Annotated in this window: 9 protein-coding genes, 2 tRNA genes, 2 rRNA genes and 1 pseudogene (1 of these 14 running past the window's edge); 9 read left to right on the top strand and 5 right to left on the bottom strand. The window is 42.0% G+C overall.

Features of this window, described 5'->3' with window-relative positions:
* Positions 1 to 72: 72 nt before the first annotated feature.
* The gene (locus CTY47_RS01710; protein WP_262497725.1) at positions 73 to 1,323 is read right to left on the bottom strand and encodes an IS4 family transposase; all 1,251 of its coding nucleotides are present in this window, start codon (positions 1,321 to 1,323) and stop codon (positions 73 to 75) included.
* A 1,487-nt stretch (positions 1,324 to 2,810) separates the two neighbouring features.
* Between CTY47_RS01710 and CTY47_RS01705 the strand changes: the two genes are divergently transcribed.
* A complete protein-coding gene (locus CTY47_RS01705) occupies positions 2,811 to 4,049 on the top strand; it encodes a family 10 glycosylhydrolase (protein WP_233202068.1) in 1,239 nt (412 codons plus the stop codon).
* A 1,186-nt stretch (positions 4,050 to 5,235) separates the two neighbouring features.
* Here CTY47_RS01705 and CTY47_RS01695 read toward each other — a convergent pair.
* Complete coding sequence (locus CTY47_RS01695; protein ID WP_099463129.1) at positions 5,236 to 5,529, bottom strand: hypothetical protein; 294 nt, start codon at positions 5,527 to 5,529, stop codon at positions 5,236 to 5,238.
* Between the two features lie 1,084 nt (positions 5,530 to 6,613).
* Positions 6,614 to 7,234 (bottom strand): fibrobacter succinogenes major paralogous domain-containing protein, encoded by a 621-nt coding sequence (locus tag CTY47_RS01685; RefSeq protein WP_099463128.1) that lies wholly within the window; start codon positions 7,232 to 7,234, stop codon positions 6,614 to 6,616.
* Positions 7,235 to 7,556: 322 nt separating this feature from the next.
* Between CTY47_RS01685 and CTY47_RS01680 the strand changes: the two genes are divergently transcribed.
* Positions 7,557 to 8,885 carry an IS4 family transposase gene (locus CTY47_RS01680; protein ID WP_099463127.1) on the top strand — a complete coding sequence of 443 codons (1,329 nt, stop codon included), beginning with the start codon at positions 7,557 to 7,559 and terminating at the stop codon, positions 8,883 to 8,885.
* A 195-nt stretch (positions 8,886 to 9,080) separates the two neighbouring features.
* Here CTY47_RS01680 and CTY47_RS01675 read toward each other — a convergent pair whose 3' ends face one another.
* A complete protein-coding gene (locus CTY47_RS01675; protein WP_099464029.1) occupies positions 9,081 to 9,974 on the bottom strand; it encodes an Rpn family recombination-promoting nuclease/putative transposase in 894 nt (297 codons plus the stop codon).
* 131 nt (positions 9,975 to 10,105) lie between these two features.
* The gene (locus CTY47_RS01670) at positions 10,106 to 10,813 is read right to left on the bottom strand and encodes a pirin family protein (RefSeq protein ID WP_099463126.1); all 708 of its coding nucleotides are present in this window, start codon (positions 10,811 to 10,813) and stop codon (positions 10,106 to 10,108) included.
* Between the two features lie 146 nt (positions 10,814 to 10,959).
* Here CTY47_RS01670 and CTY47_RS01665 point away from each other — a divergent pair, with 146 nt between their 5' ends.
* The 7 genes and pseudogenes from CTY47_RS01665 to CTY47_RS01635 form a co-directional block, all read left to right on the top strand.
* Positions 10,960 to 12,453, top strand: a complete 1,494-nt coding sequence (locus CTY47_RS01665) for an IMP dehydrogenase (RefSeq protein WP_099463125.1) — start codon at positions 10,960 to 10,962, stop codon at positions 12,451 to 12,453.
* A gap of 95 nt (positions 12,454 to 12,548) precedes the next feature.
* Complete coding sequence (locus CTY47_RS01660) at positions 12,549 to 14,747, top strand: alpha-galactosidase (protein ID WP_099463124.1); 2,199 nt, start codon at positions 12,549 to 12,551, stop codon at positions 14,745 to 14,747.
* A 95-nt stretch (positions 14,748 to 14,842) separates the two neighbouring features.
* Positions 14,843 to 16,407 (top strand): annotated as a pseudogene (locus CTY47_RS01655) (sulfatase family protein).
* 220 nt (positions 16,408 to 16,627) lie between these two features.
* Positions 16,628 to 18,155, top strand: a 16S ribosomal RNA gene (locus CTY47_RS01650).
* Between the two features lie 190 nt (positions 18,156 to 18,345).
* Positions 18,346 to 18,419: transfer RNA gene (locus CTY47_RS01645), tRNA-Ile, on the top strand.
* 24 nt (positions 18,420 to 18,443) lie between these two features.
* Positions 18,444 to 18,520, top strand: a tRNA-Ala gene (locus CTY47_RS01640).
* A gap of 174 nt (positions 18,521 to 18,694) precedes the next feature.
* Positions 18,695 to 19,573, top strand: a 23S ribosomal RNA gene (locus CTY47_RS01635) (it continues 2,000 nt past the right edge of the window).
* The 16S and 23S rRNA genes sit together here with 2 tRNA genes alongside, the layout of an rRNA operon.

The raw sequence follows: 19,573 nt of genomic DNA, 5'->3' as shown, positions 1-19,573 counted from the left end.
TATCTGTTTTTTTATGGCTTTAGCCTAAGTTCAGTTGCCGTCTGCTTTAGCTCAATGTCATTAAGTTAAGCACTAGACCGCTCTTTTATAATTCGTAAGTGTCACATACTTGCCTAGAAGTTTGATTGATTTCTTTGTTCGTGTATATTTCCTGCCTGGCCTGACAGGCTCTAAATACCTTTCGAATAAGGAAGTCAATTCCTTCAACAAGTAACCTGCTTGTTCAGCATGGAGAAATAAATCGATAACCCTCCCTTTCATCAGAGCCCAGCATACGTTCTTATTGATCTTATACTTGATTGTCCTTTGTCGGTTTACAGTTCGCACGTATTCCTCACAGCTCTCTTCTATAACGGCTTGCAGGTTGAACACAAAAATGTTAGCATAGAAGTCCTGTTCTATACTAACAGGGCTGATCCCACTGAAGCACTCTACCTGTAGCTCATTTTTGAGGTAGCCATAAGTGGTCTCCACCGGCCAACGCAAGAAGTAGAGTTCCTTTAGAACCGGAAGTGTATATGCTTTTGTGTCGTAGAGATTCGTTATCAATATCTCGTCCTGACCATCATCCAGCCGTATTCTGGCCAGGCGAACCTTGCCCTCTGTCTCCGGTGGGATTTCCACACCCTGATCCTTTAAGCCTTTGATCGCCTTATAAGTGGCTCGAAGGGTGACTATCTCTTCTTTTTTGCCAGAGGAACGGAACTCGTCAACCACCTTGCAGAAGTTTGCTTGGGCACGCATCACGAAGTGAGAGTCTTGCCTGTTTATTAGTAAATAGAACAACATGAAGGATGGATATCCGCGGTCCAGTAGCAGCAAGTCGTCCTTATTCAAGAAAGGGATCAGGTCGCATGCCGTGGTACGCTCAGCCTCTTTGAGTGAGCATAATTTGCTATTAACCACCAACTTGTTCAATACGTCATAGAGAACTGAAGCACGGGCTGTGGCCGATTTTATTCCATGCTGGTTGGTACTGTATCCAAAATGCTGTCTCAAAGCTCTCGTATTTGGCAATGATAACTTCGTGCCATCAATGGCGAATATCCTAAAACCTCGCCACCTCCTCTCTTGCCTCCGGGTATTCCGATAATAGGAGGATATCAGTATGTCATTCCAGTCCTGAAAAAAGACAGGCTTTAATTTTCTTCGCTGTTGGCAAAAGGCCGACTTGGTCACGGTCGCAGAGCTGATATGAGAAAAAAAGCTCTCTAGTTCTACGCTTAAACTCCTTTTTAAGAGATTGATATGTAACGCAACCATCCTCGAAAAGGATAAACTGCGTTTACGCGTGAAATCTGTTGCCTTGTTTACGTATCGCATTTTTGTTTCTTTATCACTCATTGTATTTTGAAAAAACTCATTCAAATCGTTTATTATTTCTATATTTGCGGAAACCATTGGCTTGTTTTTTTAGATTCAATTATAAAAAAACGGAGTTTCCGTTTTCAATCCAATGGTTTTTCTCTTTTTTTCTCTTCCTGAAAAAACTTATCATCCATTCTGCATTATTGAACTTCCACTTTCTTGTAAAGCTTCTCTTCATTGTCATGAGAACACAAGGTTGTCAGGCACTTATCGCTTAACTTAATGACATTGAGCTAAAGCAGACGGCAACTGAACTTAGGCTAAAGCCATAAAAAAACAGATAAGCTATATGGGAATATAATGCCACTTCTTCAAAAAAACAAAAATAAGAAAACATACTTAATACACAGAAAAAGAGTGGCATGTAAATGCTTGGACACAACGGATCGAGAAGCCGCCCGCAAGGCCGAGCTCACTCATATTGGCACTACCGCTGGTGAAGCTCAAACGGGGAGATTTACCTGACCCGGCAAGGGTAGACGACCAATAGTAACCGCTGGTAGACAGACCGTCGGAACTACCAGTACCGCAGTAACGGTAACCTGCAGCAGGCAGAACGACAAAGTAACCTTTCTTTGTGGAACAGAACTGATAAAATAAAAGTCCTACCCCGAATCATGACCGGTAAACCGTATGCTATCCACCGGTAGGTTACTGAATTTACATATCACACTTCCGAAAGTAGTAACCTGCGGAACTCCGGATGTAAGCCACTCTTTATGAAAGGTAAAGGTAATAAAAAGAGTGGCATGTAAATGCTTGGACACAACGGACTGAGAAGCAAGTCGCAAGGGAGTACTCAGTCGTACCGGCATTATTGCTGCGGAAACTCAAGTAGGGAGACTTACCCGTAGCATTAAGTGTAGACGACCAACAGTAGCCGCAGGAAGCCAAATCTACAGAAATGCCAGTATCACCGACACGGTAACCTGCAGCAGGCAGAACGACAAAGTAACCTTTCTTTGTGGAACAGAACTGATAAAATAAAAGTCCTACCCTGAATCATGACCGGTAAACCGTATGTTATCCACCGGTAGGTTACTGAATTTACATATCACACTTCCGAAAGTAGTAACCTTCGGAACTCCGGATGTAAGCCACTCTTTATGAAAAGTAAAGGTAGGTAAATTAATTACCGTAAATCTAAAAAGAAAAGAAGTATCGTCCGGGTATTGTCTCAAACACCTTGGTTAGCGGACTGAACGATTATGAACCGACTGCACTTTTAAAGAATATATATTGACTAAGCTCAATAAAGTAATTAATTTAAAAAACAAAGATTATTGTGTAAAAATAAATCATTATATTTGTACCCGTACGCTTCATTTTTATATTAGCTATTATGGAAACCACAGTCTACAATTTTGCATATATATAATACTAATGTATATATGGAAAAACATATCGGGAATACTATTAAATCACATCAATATTATAAGTAAATGAAAAAGATAAGTTTTTTTATCGGGATAATCTGTACTCTCTGTTTGATTTCATGCAGTAGCAACAAACAGAAAAATTTGGAAAAACCAAAGTACATGTGGTTCGATGCACAAGGAAATTTTGACCGTTTTTCCAGCAAAGACTCTATTATCTATTATTTAGATAAGACAAAGGATGCCGGATTCAACACAGTTGTAATTGATGCGCGCGGCTTGAACGGGTATGCAAACTATTCAAGTAAAATACTCCCGTCGGCACGTCCGAATCAGGATTGGGATTATTTACAATTTTTTATTGACGAATCCCGCAAACGAAATCTTGAAATATGCGTGTCTGCCACGATCTTTCCGGCAGGCCGCCCATTCAACCGGACAGGTGTAGCATATGACGATAACAGGTGGGATGGCAAAACCTCTATACTATATACTCCCGATGGAATGATTGACATCAAGGACGATACAACAAAAGTTGCAACGTTTTTAAATCCTATTTTCCCCGAAGTACAAGACTATTGCCTAAGCTTTATAAAGGAGATTGTAGCAAACTACGATGTCGATGCATTTGCATTAGATTATTGTCGTTACTCAGGCATAGAATCTGACTTTTCGGAAGCAAGCAAAAAAGGTTTTGAAAACTATATCGGTAAAGAAGTAGCAAATTTCCCTTCCGATATTTTTACCTGGCAAAAAGATGAAAAGGGAGAATACTATGTAAGTGACGGAGAGTTAGCTCCTTTATGGTATGAATATCGCTCAATGGTTATACACGACTTTGTAAAAAAAGCAAAAGAGGAAATTAAAGCAATCAAGCCGTCAGTCCGCCTCGAATATTGGAATGCATCCTGGCATCATGTTTTATACCGGCAGGGACAAAATTGGGCAAATAAAAACTACGACCCATATGGAGAATATCCATGGGCATCTAAAAACTACAAAAATACAGGATTTGCCGAACATCTGGATCGTTATATGGATGGGGCTTATTTAGAAAGAGTGTATGGTCTAGATGACCCCGAGTCCATCGAGTTTGCTTATGAAAAAGGGAAACGGCTTATTGGAGGCGAGAATGTAATGGTTGGCAGTATTTATGCCCAAGCCCATGATATAATGGAAGATGCAGCATACGTATCCTTGGAACAAACCGAAGGGTTGGTTGTTTTTGATATTTCACAGGTTATTCAATTTGATTTATGGGATGAATTTAAACGGGCAATAGACAAGTACGAGTCACAGAAATAAGCTTTTCTGAATTTATATCCAAAGTACAGCAAAAAACAGCCCGTAAAAGTCCGGGTTAATGGCTTCAGACAAATTTCTTGATAGTTTGGTTGAAGCCATAAAAAAACAAAAATAAGAAAACATACTTAACACACAGAAAAAGAGTGGCCTGTAAAGGCTTGGACACAACGGACGGAATAACAGTAGGCAAGAACCTCCACATTCGTAAGGGCATTATCATAGCCGAAATACAAACGAGAAGACCTACCTGCCTCCGTAAAAGTAGAGGACCAATAACCGCCACCTGAAGCCAAACCGCCAGGGTCACCATTGTTGCCATTACGACTTCCTGCAGCAGGCAGAACGACAAAGTAACCTTTCTTTATGGAATAGAACTGATATAATAAAAACCCTATCCCGAATCATGACCGGTAAACCGTATGCTATCCACCGGTAGGTTACTGAATTTACAAAATCACACTTCCGAAAGCAGTAACCTTCGGAACTCTGGATATAGCCACTCTTTTGGAGAACAAAAATAAGAAAACATACTCAAAACGTAGAAAAAGAGTGGCATGTAAAGGCTTGGATTAATGGCTTTAGCCTGGTTTCAATTGCCGTCGGTTTCAACCGACGGATTATAGGCTGGTTTTATTTTGATGGCTTCAGCCAAACTATCAAGAAATTTGGCTAAAGCCTAAAAAAGACTGCTTTATCTTGTCCGTCAGCTAAAGCAGACGGCAACTGAACTTAGGCTAAAGCCATAAAAAACAGATAAGCTATATGGGAATATAATGCCACTTCTTCAAAAAAACAAAAATAAGAAAACATACTCAAAACGCAGAAAAAGAGTGGCCTGTAAATGCTTGGACACAACGGACGGAGAAGCCGTAGGCAAAGCTGTCTGCACCCAATAACGCACCATCCGGCAGGATAGCTAAACGGGGAGACTTGCCTCCTGAATAAGTAGAAGACCAATAATTGCCGCTGGCAGCCAGACCGAGAGACCTACCGTCACCGTGGTTACGGTAACCTGCAGCAGGCAGAACGACAAAGTAACCTTTCTTTATGAAACAGGGCTGATAAAATAAAAGCCCTATCCCGAATCATGACCGATAACCATTTGTTATACACCGGTAGGCTACTGAATTTACAAAATCACACTTCCGAAAGCAGTAACCTTCGGAACTCTGGATATAGCCACTCTTTATAGAAGGCAAAGGTAATAAAAAGAGTGGCTTGTAAATGCTTGGACACAACGGACGGAGAAGCCATACGAAAGCACCTCGGCATTCGTATTGGCACCACCGCTGTTGAAGTTCAAACGGGGAGATTTACCTGCCTCAGTAAGAGTAGAAGACCAATAGTTGCCGTTGGAAGCCAGATTGTTGGAACTACCACTACTATTGTTACGGTTGCCTGCAGCAGGCACAACTCTAAGTAACCGGTATAAGCTATACGAAGTGAATACAATTAAGTAAGCAAAACCGTAAAACTTCATTAATAACTAATAGAAATACAAAGCGGGGGTCACCTATCCGCAACTTTTAATCTATCAGTCGGTTACTGAATTTACATATCACACTTCCGAAAGCAGTAACCTTCGGAACTCAGGATATAGCCACTCTTTATAATGGCAAAGATAATAAAAAGAGTGGCTTGTAAAGGCTTGGACACAACGGACGGAGAAGCCGTAGGCAAAGCTGTCTGCACCCAATAACGCACCATCCGGCAGGATAGCTAAACGGGGAGACTTGCCTCCTGAATAAGTAGAAGACCAATAATTGCCGCTGGCAGCCAGACCGAGAGACCTACCGTCACCGTGGTTACGGTAACCTGCAGCAGGCAGAACGACAAAGTAACCTTTCTTTATGAAACAGGGCTGATAAAATAAAAGCCCTATCCCGAATCATGACCGATAACCATTTGTTATACACCGGTAGGCTACTGAATTTACAAAATCACAATTCCGAAAGNGAGACTTGCCTCCTGAATAAGTAGAAGACCAATAATTGCCGCTGGCAGCCAGACCGAGAGACCTACCGTCACCGTGGTTACGGTAACCTGCAGCAGGCAGAACGACAAAGTAACCTTTCTTTATGAAACAGGGCTGATAAAATAAAAGCCCTATCCCGAATCATGACCGATAACCATTTGTTATACACCGGTAGGCTACTGAATTTACAAAATCACACTTCCGAAAGTAATAACCTTCGGAACTCTGGATATAGCCACTCTTTATAGAAGGCAAAGGTAATAAAAAGAGTGACCTGTAAATGCTTGGACACAACGGACGGAGAAGCCGTTCGCAAGGTTGTTCTCATTCATATTGGCATTACTACTGTTGAAGTTCAGACGAGGAGACCTACCCGACGCCGAAAGCGTAGAAGACCAATAATTACCCTCGGTAGACAGACCGCCGGAATTACCATTACTGTTGTTACGGTAACCTGCAGCAGGCAGAACCAAAGTAACCGGTATAAGCTATACGAAGTGAATACAATTAAGCAAGCAAAACCGTAAAGCTTCATTAATAACTAATAGAAATACGAAACAGGCTTTACTAATACGCAACTTTTAATCTATCAGTCGGTTACTGAATTTACACATCGCACTTCCGAAAGTAATAACCTTCGGAACTCAGGATATGGCCACTCTTTTGGAGAACAAAGGTAATAAAAAGAGTGGCCTGTAAATGCTTGGACACAACGGACGGAGAAGCCATACGCAAGGCTAAGTTCATCCACCTTAGCTACACTACCTGTAAAGTACAAACGACGAGCCAAACCTACCTCACCAAGCGTAGACGACCAATAATCACCCTCAAAAGCCAGACCGTTGGAACTACCACTACCGTGATCACGGTAACCTGCAGCAGGCAGAATATAAAAGTAACCTTTCTTTATGGAATAGAACTGATATAATAAAAGACTTATTCCTGAATCATGACCGGTAAAGATTATAATATATACCGGTAGGCTACTGAATTTACATATCGCACTTCCGAAAATCATAACTTTCGGAACTCCGGATATAAGCCACTCTTTATAATGGCAAAGGTAGGAAAAAACAATGAATATTCCTTTGCTAAGTGCATTTATCCGAATATGTTCAAAAAGTTGAATGCGATGCGCCCTATTAACTAATTGAGGTAGCCGGTTCTTTGTACTCCACACACAATGAACAATAATTTTAACGTAAGCCATAGTCTATAGTGTTTTGATTTTTCACCAAAAATCGCAATTCTATTTATAAAAAGCAAGAAAACAGAATCTGCAATTTGGCTAAAGCCTAAAAAAGGCTGTTTTATCTCGTCCGTCAGCTAAAGCACAATGTCATTAAGTTAAGCGATAAGTGCCTGACAACCTTGTGTTCTCATGACAATGAAGAGAAGCTTTACAAGAAAGTGGAAGTTCAATAATGCAGAATGGATGATAAGTTTTTTCAGGAAGAGAAAAAAAGAGAAAAACCATTGGATTGAAAACGGAAACTCCGTTTTTTTATAATTGAATCTAAAAAAACAAGCCAATGGTTTCCGCAAATATAGAAATAATAAACGATTTGAATGAGTTTTTTCAAAATACAATGAGTGATAAAGAAACAAAAATGCGATACGTAAACAAGGCAACAGATTTCACGCGTAAACGCAGTTTATCCTTTTCGAGGATGGTTGCGTTACATATCAATCTCTTAAAAAGGAGTTTAAGCGTAGAACTAGAGAGCTTTTTTTCTCATATCAGCTCTGCGACCGTGACCAAGTCGGCCTTTTGCCAACAGCGAAGAAAATTAAAGCCTGTCTTTTTTCAGGACTGGAATGACATACTGATATCCTCCTATTATCGGAATACCCGGAGGCAAGAGAGGAGGTGGCGAGGTTTTAGGATATTCGCCATTGATGGCACGAAGTTATCATTGCCAAATACGAGAGCTTTGAGACAGCATTTTGGATACAGTACCAACCAGCATGGAATAAAATCGGCCACAGCCCGTGCTTCAGTTCTCTATGACGTATTGAACAAGTTGGTGGTTAATAGCAAATTATGCTCACTCAAAGAGGCTGAGCGTACCACGGCATGCGACCTGATCCCTTTCTTGAATAAGGACGACTTGCTGCTACTGGACCGCGGATATCCATCCTTCATGTTGTTCTATTTACTAATAAACAGGCAAGACTCTCACTTCGTGATGCGTGCCCAAGCAAACTTCTGCAAGGTGGTTGACGAGTTCCGTTCCTCTAGCAAAAAAGAAGAGATAGTCACCCTTCGAGCCACTTATAAGGCGATCAAAGGCTTAAAGGATCAGGGTGTGGAAATCCCACCGGAGACAGAGGTCAAGGTTCGCCTGGCCAGAATACGGCTGGATGATGGTCAGGACGAGATATTGATAACGAATCTCTACGACACAAAAGCATATACACTTCCGGTTCTAAAGGAACTCTACTTCTTGCGTTGGCCGGTGGAGACCACTTATGGCTACCTCAAAAATGAGCTACAGGTAGAGTGCTTCAGTGGGATCAGCCCTGTTAGTATAGAACAGGACTTCTATGCTAACATTTTTGTGTTCAACCTGCAAGCCGTTATAGAAGAGAGCTGTGAGGAATACGTGCGAACTGTAAACCGACAAAGGACAATCAAGTATAAGATCAATAAGAACGTATGCTGGGCTCTGATGAAAGGGAGGGTTATCGATTTATTTCTCCATGCTGAACAAGCAGGTTACTTGTTGAAGGAATTGACTTCCTTATTCGAAAGGTATTTAGAGCCTGTCAGGCCAGGCAGGAAATATACACGAACAAAGAAATCAATCAAACTTCTAGGCAAGTATGTGACACTTACGAATTATAAAAGAGCGGTCTAGTGCTTAACTTAATGACATTGTGCTTTAGCTGACGGTTTAATTGGAATGCTATCTTCAATGGCTTTAGCCAAATCCCTTTTTAATTTGGCTAAAGCCATTTGACAGAAATCCGGCCTATACCCGTCGGTTTCAACCGACGGTAACTGAACTTAGGCTAAAGCCGGAAAAACTGTCATCCGGATTAAATACCTGGTATTATAGAGTGTCAATCTCTTCCGGAGTAAGCCCTGTTACTTTGGCAATATTCTCAATAGGTATTCCAAGGTCTTTCATGCCATGGGCGGCAGTAAGAAGTCCTTCCATCTTACCTTTCTCAATGCCTTTAGCTTCTCCTTCCGCTAAGCCTTCGGCTCTGCCTTTTTCTTCACCTTCTTTGCGCCCTTGTCTTTTTGCGGAGTTTATTGTGCCGTAGTAGTCTCTGTATATTTTGAGCGCCTCGTCATACCGGGCACGCTCTTTCTCGTTCAGCTTGCTGACATCGGCAATGTCGAGCAATTTGTCGAAGACGGCTTTCTGCGCATTGAAAGGCATTCTGTCAAATGTGTCCATGTGTTTTAATATATAAATCCAACGTTCAAAATCTGTTTTACATTCGTCTTGCTCCAGGGTAAAGTAGGGCATTGACAGGTATATCTGTCTGAATTTTTTGTTTACCGCTTCACCTGTAGCGCGATCTGCCAATATTACATCTGTCCTGAACGAAACAAACGGCGGAATAATAAAGTTCAGGAAATAGATTCCGTATACCGGAAAGATCTCATATTCCCAATCTTTCCCTTTTATTCCCTGCCGGGTAACAGAGCGGCACAGGTAGTACAAACTTCTGTCCAGAAAGAAATCCTGGTATTGGTTCTGCATTTCGATTATGAAATAAGCCCCGTTTGTTTCCCTGCAGAGGATATCGAAGATTACCACTCTTCCGTTTGCCATTTCCGGCATATCTTCCTTGTCCATAAAGGATATGTCGGCTATATGCCTTTCTCCGACCAATAAATCGTTCAGGAACGCGATAAGTACATCCTTACTGATCTCCCTTCCGAATATATGCTTGAAGCCTATATCCGTAAACGGATTGATAAATTTCCCCATAGTTGTCTGGTTTTGATGGTTCTCGCTACCCAATAGCGGATAGTAAGGCAAAGATAGGGATTTATTGTTGAAATGGCTCGTATAAGTAGATATATTATAAATGCTAATATTATAGAGATCGATATAAATTATTATTCGTATGGAACTTCTATAAGCAGTACTTTTGACTTTTTCAGTACTTCGATAATAATATGATCGGTATCCCAAAAGCCGGCTCCGTCACGCTTGGATAAGGTCGTGTTACTTATTTCGACTTCACCTTCGATAACAAAGACGTATACGCCGTTGTTTTTATGATGGAGTTTGTATTCCTTTACCTGGCCTGCATCCAATGTCCCTAAAGAAAACCATGCGTCTTGATTGATAGATGCCGGAGCTTCGCCGTCTGGCGCTATAATCAGGCTCAACTGGTTTTCTTTTAAAAGAGGCCGGATGTCGTAGCTCCCGTATTTTGGAGGCGTATTTTCTTCCCGGGGGATTACCCATATCTGTAAAAATTCAAGCCGTTCATCGGCACTATCATTAAATTCGCTATGAATAATACCGGTACCGGCGCTCATTACCTGAATATCTCCGGGGGTGATGACTTCGCTGTTTTTTATACTGTCTCCATGACGCAAATAACCATGCAGGGGGATGGAGATTACTTCCATATTTTTGTGCGGATGCATATCGAAACCTTCGCGTGGGGCAACGGTGTCGTCGTTTAACACACGTAACATTCCGAAATGTACGCGTTTGGGATTATAATAGTTTGCAAAACTGAATGTATGATATGTTTTTAGCCAGCCGTGGTTGGCGTACCCTCTAGTGTTGGCTTTGTCTACAACTTGTTTCATAAGCTTTTTTCTGATTTAATTAATTTATTAATAGAACAACCGGGCAACAATAAAAGTTTTTAACATGAAAGAACCCATATATAAGCGGAAATAATTACATTTGCATAATTATTTCTTATCATCCAGTAAATATATAATAGAATCTTATGGCAATCTACTTAAACGATGTTTCGAGAACATTTGGAGAATATTTACTTATTCCGGGTTTAACCACGAAACAATGTATACCGACTAATGTTTCTTTAAAAACTCCGCTGGTAAAGTTTAAAACCGGAGAACATGCTGCGATTGAGCTGAATATTCCTTTGGTTTCGGCTATTATGCAATCGGTATCGGGTCCTGAACTTGCTATCGAGCTGGCACGTAACGGAGGACTCTCTTTTATATTCGGTTCGCAGCCTATTGAAAGCCAGGCTGAGATGGTACGTAAAGTAAAGAAGTTTAAAGCCGGTTTTGTTATAAGCGATTCAAACCTTACTCCTGAACAAACTTTGGCTGATGTGGTAACATTAGTGAATAAAACAGGACATTCTACTATAGGCGTGACCGATGACGGAACGCCGAACGGTAAACTACTGGGACTTGTTACCAGTCGCGACTACCGTGTTGAAAAGGATTCCTCGGAAAAGAAGGTGAAGGATTTCATGACACCTTTTTCCAAATTAATAGTAGGAGAATTAGGCATGACCCTGAAAGAGGCTAACCAGATTATATGGGATCATAAATTAAATACATTGCCTATTATCGATAAAAACCAGAAACTGCAATATTTTGTATTCCGTAAAGACTATGACAGTCATCGTGATAATCCGCTGGAACTGTCTGGTGCGGATAAGAAACTGCTGGTTGGTGCCGGTATCAATACGCGTGATTATAAAGAACGTGTTCCGGCATTGGTAGAAGCTGGTGTTGATGTTTTATGTATCGACTCGTCGGATGGCTATTCCGAATGGCAGAAGGAGACACTTGCATGGATAAAAGGGCAATACGGAGATAAAGTATTGGTTGGCGCCGGAAATGTGGTAGATCAGGAAGGTTTTAATTATCTGGTGGAGGCAGGCGCTGATTTTATAAAAGTAGGTATTGGTGGCGGTTCTATCTGTATTACCCGCGAACAGAAAGGCATTGGCCGCGGACAAGCAACTGCTTTGATCGATGTGGCTCAGGCACGCGATGCTTACTTTAAGAAACACGGTGTTTATATTCCTATATGCAGTGACGGTGGCTTAGTACACGATTATCATATGGTGCTTGCTTTGGCTATGGGAGCGGATTTTCTGATGATGGGACGTTATTTTGCCCGTTTTGACGAATCTCCGACGAAAAAACTGAGAATTGGAAACAATTTCGTGAAAGAATACTGGGGAGAAGGTTCAAACCGTGCAAAGAACTGGCAGCGTTATGATATGGGTGGCAGCGAATCTCTTAAATTTGAAGAGGGTGTTGACAGCTATGTCCCTTATGCCGGAAAGATGAAAGATAATTTGAATGTTACTTTAGGGAAAATGAAAGCAACAATGTGTAGTTGCGGTTCCGTTACAATTGAGGAATTGCAGAAATACTCCAAAATAACGCTGGTGTCTTCAACCAGTATTGTGGAAGGCGGTGCACACGATGTTATCCTGAAAGAACAGAACTAATAGAAAGATTTTTTTACAAACGCCCGACTGGATTCCGTGGATAATGGTATCGAGCCGGGCTTTTAACGCAAATATATACTATTATTATTATCACCATGAAAAAGACAAATTTCATTGTTTTTCTTTTCTTGCTTTGTATGGCACAGATGAGAGCAGCGGAACAAGGGCCTATCCGTATATCCACTGCTGAGACTGATTTGATTTTGAAGGTTGCTCCTAATGGACGTGTTTATCAGTCATATTTGGGAAGCCGTTTGTTGAATGAATCGGAGTTTGCCAATCTTCCCTTGTATGTCCGGTCGGGTTCGGATGATGCCGTTTCGACCCGTGGATGGGAGATTTATCCTTGTTCGGGGGCTGAAGATTATTATGAACCGGCTTTTGGTATACAGCATAATGACGGGAATATGACGAGTATATTCCGTTTTGTGTCCAGCGAGGTAAAGAAGCAGGATGATAATGTTACCGAGACTATTATCACGATGAAGGATGATGTATATCCTGTAAGTGTAAAAATGCATTATCTTACTTATGCGAAAGAGAATATTATTAAAACGTGGACGGAAATAAGCCATAGTGAAAAGAAGCCGGTTTCTATCTTCCTGTATGCTTCTAATATGCTATATTTTGAAAGTCCGAAGTATTATCTTACCGAGTTTTGTGGTGACTGGGCTAAGGAAATGGGTATGACTAGCCAGGAGTTAAAATTCGGTAAGAAAATTATTGATACAAAACTGGGGTCTCGTGCAGCCATGCAATCTTATCCGTTTTTCCAGTTGGGATTAGGGGATGTGGTTCGTGAGAACGAAGGTGATGTACTGATGGGCACAATTGGCTGGACAGGAAATTTCCGTTTTACGTTTGAAGTGGATAATATGAATAATATTCGTATTATATCCGGTATTAATCCGTACGCATCTAATTATGAATTGAAGCCGAATGAAGTATTTGTTACACCCGAATTTATCTTTACGTTGAGTGATCAGGGTGCAGGAAAGGCTAGCCGCAGTTTTCATGACTGGGCTCGTAATTACCAGGTGAAGAGAGGAAAAGACGATCGCCTTACTTTATTGAATAACTGGGAATCTACAGGTTTTAATTTCGACGAAAAGAAGCTGGAAGAAATTATGATAGAAGCCAAGGATCTGGGTGTGGATTTGTTTTTGCTGGATGATGGCTGGTTTGGTAATAAATATCCCCGTGTTAATGACCGTGCCGGTTTGGGTGACTGGGAAGTAATGAAGAGCAAACTTCCGAACGGTATTCCTAATTTGGTAAGAGCAGCAAAAGATGCAGGCGTGAAATTTGGTATCTGGGTTGAACCGGAAATGGTGAATCCGAAAAGTGAGCTGTTTGACAAACATCCAGACTGGGCGATCCGTCAACCGAATCGTGAAACCTATTATTACCGTAACCAACTGGTTCTTGATTTGAGTAATCCGGAGGTGGAAGATTATGTATTCGGGGCAGTAGATAAGCTGATGACTGAGAATCCTGAAATAGCGTTCCTGAAATGGGATTGCAACAGCCCGATTACAAATATCTATTCTCCTTATTTAAAAGGAAAACAAAATCAGCTATATGTTGATCATGTGCGTGGCGTAATGAATGTCTTCAAAAGGGTAGCCGAAAAATATCCGGACTTGTATATGATGATTTGTTCAGGTGGAGGCGCACGTTGCGATTATGGTGCTTTGAAATATTTTACGGAATTATGGTGTAGTGATGATACAGACCCGTTTGAACGATTGTATATTCAATGGGGATTTTCTCAGTTCTTCCCGTCTAAGGTGATGTGTGCCCACGTAACAAGCTGGAATTGGAAAACAAGTGTGAAATTCCGTACGGATGTGGCTATGATGTGCAAGATGGGATTCGATTTGGGTCTGAAAGAATTGAAACCGGATGAATTGACTTTTTGCCAGCAAGCGGTGAAAAATTTCAATCGCCTGAAACCTGTTATCCTGGAAGGTGATTTTTATCGTCTGGTTTCTCCGTATGAATCTAACCATACGGCTGTTATGCATGTAAGTAAGGATAAAAATGCAGCATTACTCTATGCGTATGATCTTCACCCTCGTTATGCAGAGAAACTTTATCCTGTTAAGTTACAAGGATTAGACCCTGAAAAGAATTATAAACTGGAAGAGATTAACCTGATGCCGGGAGCCAAATCAACATTGGCGGATAACGGAAAGGTATTCAGTGGCGATTATCTGATGAAAGTGGGCTTGCGTGTCTTTACGATAACCGAAGCGAATAGTCATGTGGTTGAAATTAAATGTTGTGACTAAATACTATATACGGTCTGCAGGTAAATTTTGCCTGCAGACCGTTTGTTTTTGGCCGAAAGGCTTTTGACGGAATAAAATCTAAATCTAAATAAATAATGAAGAATAACGAACTTGTGCTATTAGCTGGTGCTGTTACTATATCAGTTACCTCATGTAATCTGAAAGAGAAATCGAAAGAACAGATAAAACCAATGAATATCGTCTATATAATGACAGACGATCACACGGCACAGATGATGAGCTGTTATGATAAACGCTATGCTTATACGCCGAATCTGGACCGGATTGCCCGGGACGGAGTGAAATTTACCAATAGTTTTGTTACCAACTCATTGAGTGGCCCTAGCCGGGCCTGTATGATTACCGGAAAATTCAGTCATAAAAACGGTTTTACCGATAATACGAATTGCGTGTTTAACGGTTCGCAGCAAACCATGCCTAAATTATTGCAGAAAGCAGGCTACCAGACAGCTATTATTGGGAAATGGCATTTGGAAAGTTTGCCTACCGGATTTGATTACTGGGAAATTGTTCCGGGACAGGGTAATTATTATAATCCGGATTTTATTACTTTGAATAATGATACAATCCGTAAACATGGCTATCTGACCAATCTTATTACGGATATGAGTTTGGATTGGATGGAGAATAAACGGGATAGTAGCAAACCATTTTGTCTGTTTATTCATCATAAAGCACAACATCGAAACTGGATGGCTGATACTTGTAATCTGGCACTGTATGAAGATAAAGAATTCCCTTTACCTGTTAATTATTATGATGATTATGAAGGGCGTCTTGCTGCAGCGGCACAGGAGATGAGTATCATTAAGGATATGGATCTTATTTACGATCTGAAGATGTACCGGAAGGATAAAAACAGTCGTCTGAAAAGTACTTATGAAGGAATTTACGGACGTATGGATTCTGCGCAGAAGGCTGCTTGGGATGCGTTTTATGATCCGATTATTGAAGATTTTTATAAAAAGAATCTGCAAGGAAAAAAGCTGGCGGAATGGAAATTCCAACGTTATATGCGGGATTATTTGAAGACGCTGAAATCGTTGGACGATAATGTAGGACGGGTACTTGATTATTTGGATGCTGCCGGATTATCGGAAAACACATTAGTGGTTTATACTTCCGATCAGGGTTTTTATATGGGAGAACATGGCTGGTTCGATAAACGCTTTATGTATGAGGAATCTTTTCATACGCCTCTGGTTATGCGTTTGCCGGGTGGAAAGAAAGGCGAAATTGTCCAATTTGTTCAGAATATAGATTATGCTCCTACTTTTCTGGAATTAGCAGGCGTTCCGGTTCCCGAGGATATACAGGGAGAGTCTTTGCTGCCTTTACTGAGAGGGGAAACTCCTGCAGACTGGCGTAAATCTATATATTATCATTATTATGAATATCCTGCAGAACATATGGTGAAACGTCATTATGGGATACGTACGGATCGTTATAAATTGATTCATTTTATAATGATATTGATGAATGGGAATTATACGATTTGCAGGAAGATTCGCAAGAGATGCATAATTTGTATGGAAAACCGGAATATAAGGAAGTGGCAAGAGAATTGTTGGAAGAGCTGCAAAGGCTTCAGAAACAGTATGATGATCCTATAGAGGCTGAATTGGCCGAAAAAAAGTAAAAAACTTTTCTGATTTTTTTGGCGAAAAGCTTGCGAGTTAAAAATAAGTCCTTACCTTTGCACCCGCAATCGAAAGAAAGCGCACGAGTTCTTTGAAAGATTTACATACAACAAGTAGTACAAGTATTATACAGACATTGATGTTTGTTTAAAGAATAATAATACCGTCAATTACTTAATAGATTTAGAGATTCTGAGCAAAGGTATAAAAAACAAATTAACAACGAAGAGTTTGATCCTGGCTCAGGATGAACGCTAGCGACAGGCTTAACACATGCAAGTCGAGGGGTAGCAGGGGATAGCAATATCCCGCTGACGACCGGCGCACGGGTGAGTAACGCGTATGCAACTTACCTATCAGAGTGGGATAACCCGGCGAAAGTCGGACTAATACCGCATAAAACAGGGGTCCCGCATGGGAATATTTGTTAAAGATTTATTGCTGATAGATAGGCATGCGTTCCATTAGATAGTTGGTGAGGTAACGGCTCACCAAGTCGGCGATGGATAGGGGTTCTGAGAGGAAGGTCCCCCACATTGGTACTGAGACACGGACCAAACTCCTACGGGAGGCAGCAGTGAGGAATATTGGTCAATGGGCGAGAGCCTGAACCAGCCAAGTCGCGTGAAGGATGAAGGTTCTATGGATTGTAAACTTCTTTTAGAGGGGAATAAAGTGCGGTACGTGACCTGTTTTGTATGTGTACTCTGAATAAGCATCGGCTAACTCCGTGACAGAAGCCGCGGTAATACGGAGGATGCGAGCGTTATCCGGATTTATTGGGTTTAAAGGGTGCGTAGGTGGATGTTTAAGTCAGCGGTGAAAGTTTGTGGCTCAACCATAAAATTGCCGTTGAAACTGGGCGTCTTGAGTATGTTTGAGGTAGGCGGAATGCGTGGTGTAGCGGTGAAATGCATAGATATCACGCAGAACTCCAATTGCGAAGGCAGCTTACTAAACCATAACTGACACTGAAGCACGAAAGCGTGGGTATCAAACAGGATTAGATACCCTGGTAGTCCACGCAGTAAACGATGATTACTAGGAGTTTGCGATATATTGTAAGCTCTACAGCGAAAGCGTTAAGTAATCCACCTGGGGAGTACGCCGGCAACGGTGAAACTCAAAGGAATTGACGGGGGCCCGCACAAGCGGAGGAACATGTGGTTTAATTCGATGATACGCGAGGAACCTTACCCGGGTTTGAACGTAAGAAGACCGACCAGGAAACTGGTTTTCTAGTAATAGCTTTTTACGAGGTGCTGCATGGTTGTCGTCAGCTCGTGCCGTGAGGTGTCGGCTTAAGTGCCATAACGAGCGCAACCCTTATCACTAGTTACTAACAGGTCAAGCTGAGGACTCTAGTGAGACTGCCAGCGTAAGCTGTGAGGAAGGTGGGGATGACGTCAAATCAGCACGGCCCTTACATCCGGGGCGACACACGTGTTACAATGGCATGGACAAAGAGCTGCTACACAGCGATGTGATGCAAATCTCCAAACCATGTCTCAGTTCGGATCGGAGTCTGCAACTCGACTCCGTGAAGCTGGATTCGCTAGTAATCGCGCATCAGCCATGGCGCGGTGAATACGTTCCCGGGCCTTGTACACACCGCCCGTCAAGCCATGGGAGCCGGGGGTACCTGAAGTCCGTAACCGTTGAGGATCGGCCTAGGGTAAAACTGGTGACTGGGGCTAAGTCGTAACAAGGTAGCCGTACCGGAAGGTGCGGCTGGAACACCTCCTTTCTGGAGCGACGGATCTCTGAAGAAGTAAAGACTCAGGTATTAAGTTCTTTACTTGTACTACGGTTGCTATGTATTAAAATATATGATCTTACTCACAAGAGGGTATAAGTATGGATATAGTGTCCATGTTTGTCCTTTAGGTAGAGAAAGAGAGAAAAATGATGCTGAGAGTAATCGAGGCAAAGTTGACAGTCCTATAGCTCAGTTGGTTAGAGCGCTACACTGATAATGTAGAGGTCGGCAGTTCAACTCTGCCTGGGACTACAAAAAAAATCTCAAGAAAAAAAGGGGGGATTAGCTCAGCTGGCTAGAGCATCTGCCTTGCACGCAGAGGGTCAACGGTTCGAATCCGTTATTCTCCACCAAAAAGTTCGACACACCGCAAGAGTATAGTTGATTAAACTGTCAACTGTCCCTTGTCACCTGTCAACTGAAAAAAGATCTTTGACATGATGGACAAAAGAATAAAGTAAAGTAGAGCAAAGCTGAAGATATATCAGCCCGACGCGGTACTAATTATAGTACAGTGTCAAAGGTAAAAGAAAGTAAGCAAGGGCAGACGGTGGATGCCTAGGCTCTCGGAGGCGATGAAGGACGTGATAAGCTGCGATAAGCTTGGGGTAGGTGCAAATAACCATTGATTCCAAGATTTCCGAATGGGGCAACCCGGCAGGTTGAAGGCCTGCCACCATGTAACCATGGAGCAAACGTGGGGAACTGAAACATCTAAGTACCCATAGGAGAAGAAAACAAAAGTGATTCCGCAAGTAGTGGCGAGCGAACGCGGAACAGCCCAAACCAATGCTGTTTAGGCAGTATTGGGGTTGTAGGACCACGGCATAGCAAGAACTTATCGAAATAGAATGTTTTGGAAAGAACAGCCATAGACGGTGATAGCCCGGTATATGACTCGATAACGAAGCTTAGTGGTATCCTGAGTAGCGCGGGGCACGAGAAATCCTGTGTGAATCAGCGGGGCCCATCCCGTAAGGCTAAATACTCCCGAGAGACCGATAGTGAACCAGTACCGTGAGGGAAAGGTGAAAAGAACCTCGAACAGAGGAGTGAAATAGTCCCTGAACCCGTCTGCCTACAAGCGGTCGGAGCCACATTCAGTGGTGACGGCGTGCCTTTTGCATAATGAACCTACGAGTTACTTTCAGTGGCAAGGTTAAGTGGTTCAGCCACGGAGCCGAAGCGAAAGCGAGTCTTAACAGGGCGGTTTAGTCACTGGGAGTAGACGCGAAACCAAGTGATCTACCCATGGTCAGGTTGAAGGTTAGGTAACACTAACTGGAGGACCGAATCGGTATACGTTGAAAAGTGTTCGAATGAACTGTGGGTAGGGGTGAAAGGCTAATCAAACTTGGAGATAGCTCGTACTCCCCGAAATGCATTTAGGTGCAGCCTTTAATTAG

The organism is Parabacteroides provencensis (assembly GCF_900232875.1).
GTDB classification, from domain to species: domain Bacteria; phylum Bacteroidota; class Bacteroidia; order Bacteroidales; family Tannerellaceae; genus Parabacteroides; species Parabacteroides chinchillae.
The sequence above is the reverse complement of the archived record's forward strand: the minus strand, read 5'-3'. Positions and strand labels throughout refer to the sequence as shown.

Excerpts from the sequence above, each read along its gene's own strand:
- CTY47_RS01710 (WP_262497725.1), bottom strand. The coding sequence starts at position 1,323 with ATGCGATACGTAAACAAGGCAACAGATTTCACGCGTAAACGCAGTTTA.
- CTY47_RS01705 (WP_233202068.1), top strand. The coding sequence starts at position 2,811 with ATGAAAAAGATAAGTTTTTTTATCGGGATAATCTGTACTCTCTGTTTG.
- CTY47_RS01695 (WP_099463129.1), bottom strand. The coding sequence starts at position 5,529 with ATGAAGTTTTACGGTTTTGCTTACTTAATTGTATTCACTTCGTATAGC.
- CTY47_RS01685 (WP_099463128.1), bottom strand. The coding sequence starts at position 7,234 with ATGGCTTACGTTAAAATTATTGTTCATTGTGTGTGGAGTACAAAGAAC.
- CTY47_RS01680 (WP_099463127.1), top strand. The coding sequence starts at position 7,557 with ATGGTTTCCGCAAATATAGAAATAATAAACGATTTGAATGAGTTTTTT.
- CTY47_RS01675 (WP_099464029.1), bottom strand. The coding sequence starts at position 9,974 with ATGGGGAAATTTATCAATCCGTTTACGGATATAGGCTTCAAGCATATA.
- CTY47_RS01670 (WP_099463126.1), bottom strand. The coding sequence starts at position 10,813 with ATGAAACAAGTTGTAGACAAAGCCAACACTAGAGGGTACGCCAACCAC.
- CTY47_RS01665 (WP_099463125.1), top strand. The coding sequence starts at position 10,960 with ATGGCAATCTACTTAAACGATGTTTCGAGAACATTTGGAGAATATTTA.
- CTY47_RS01660 (WP_099463124.1), top strand. The coding sequence starts at position 12,549 with ATGAAAAAGACAAATTTCATTGTTTTTCTTTTCTTGCTTTGTATGGCA.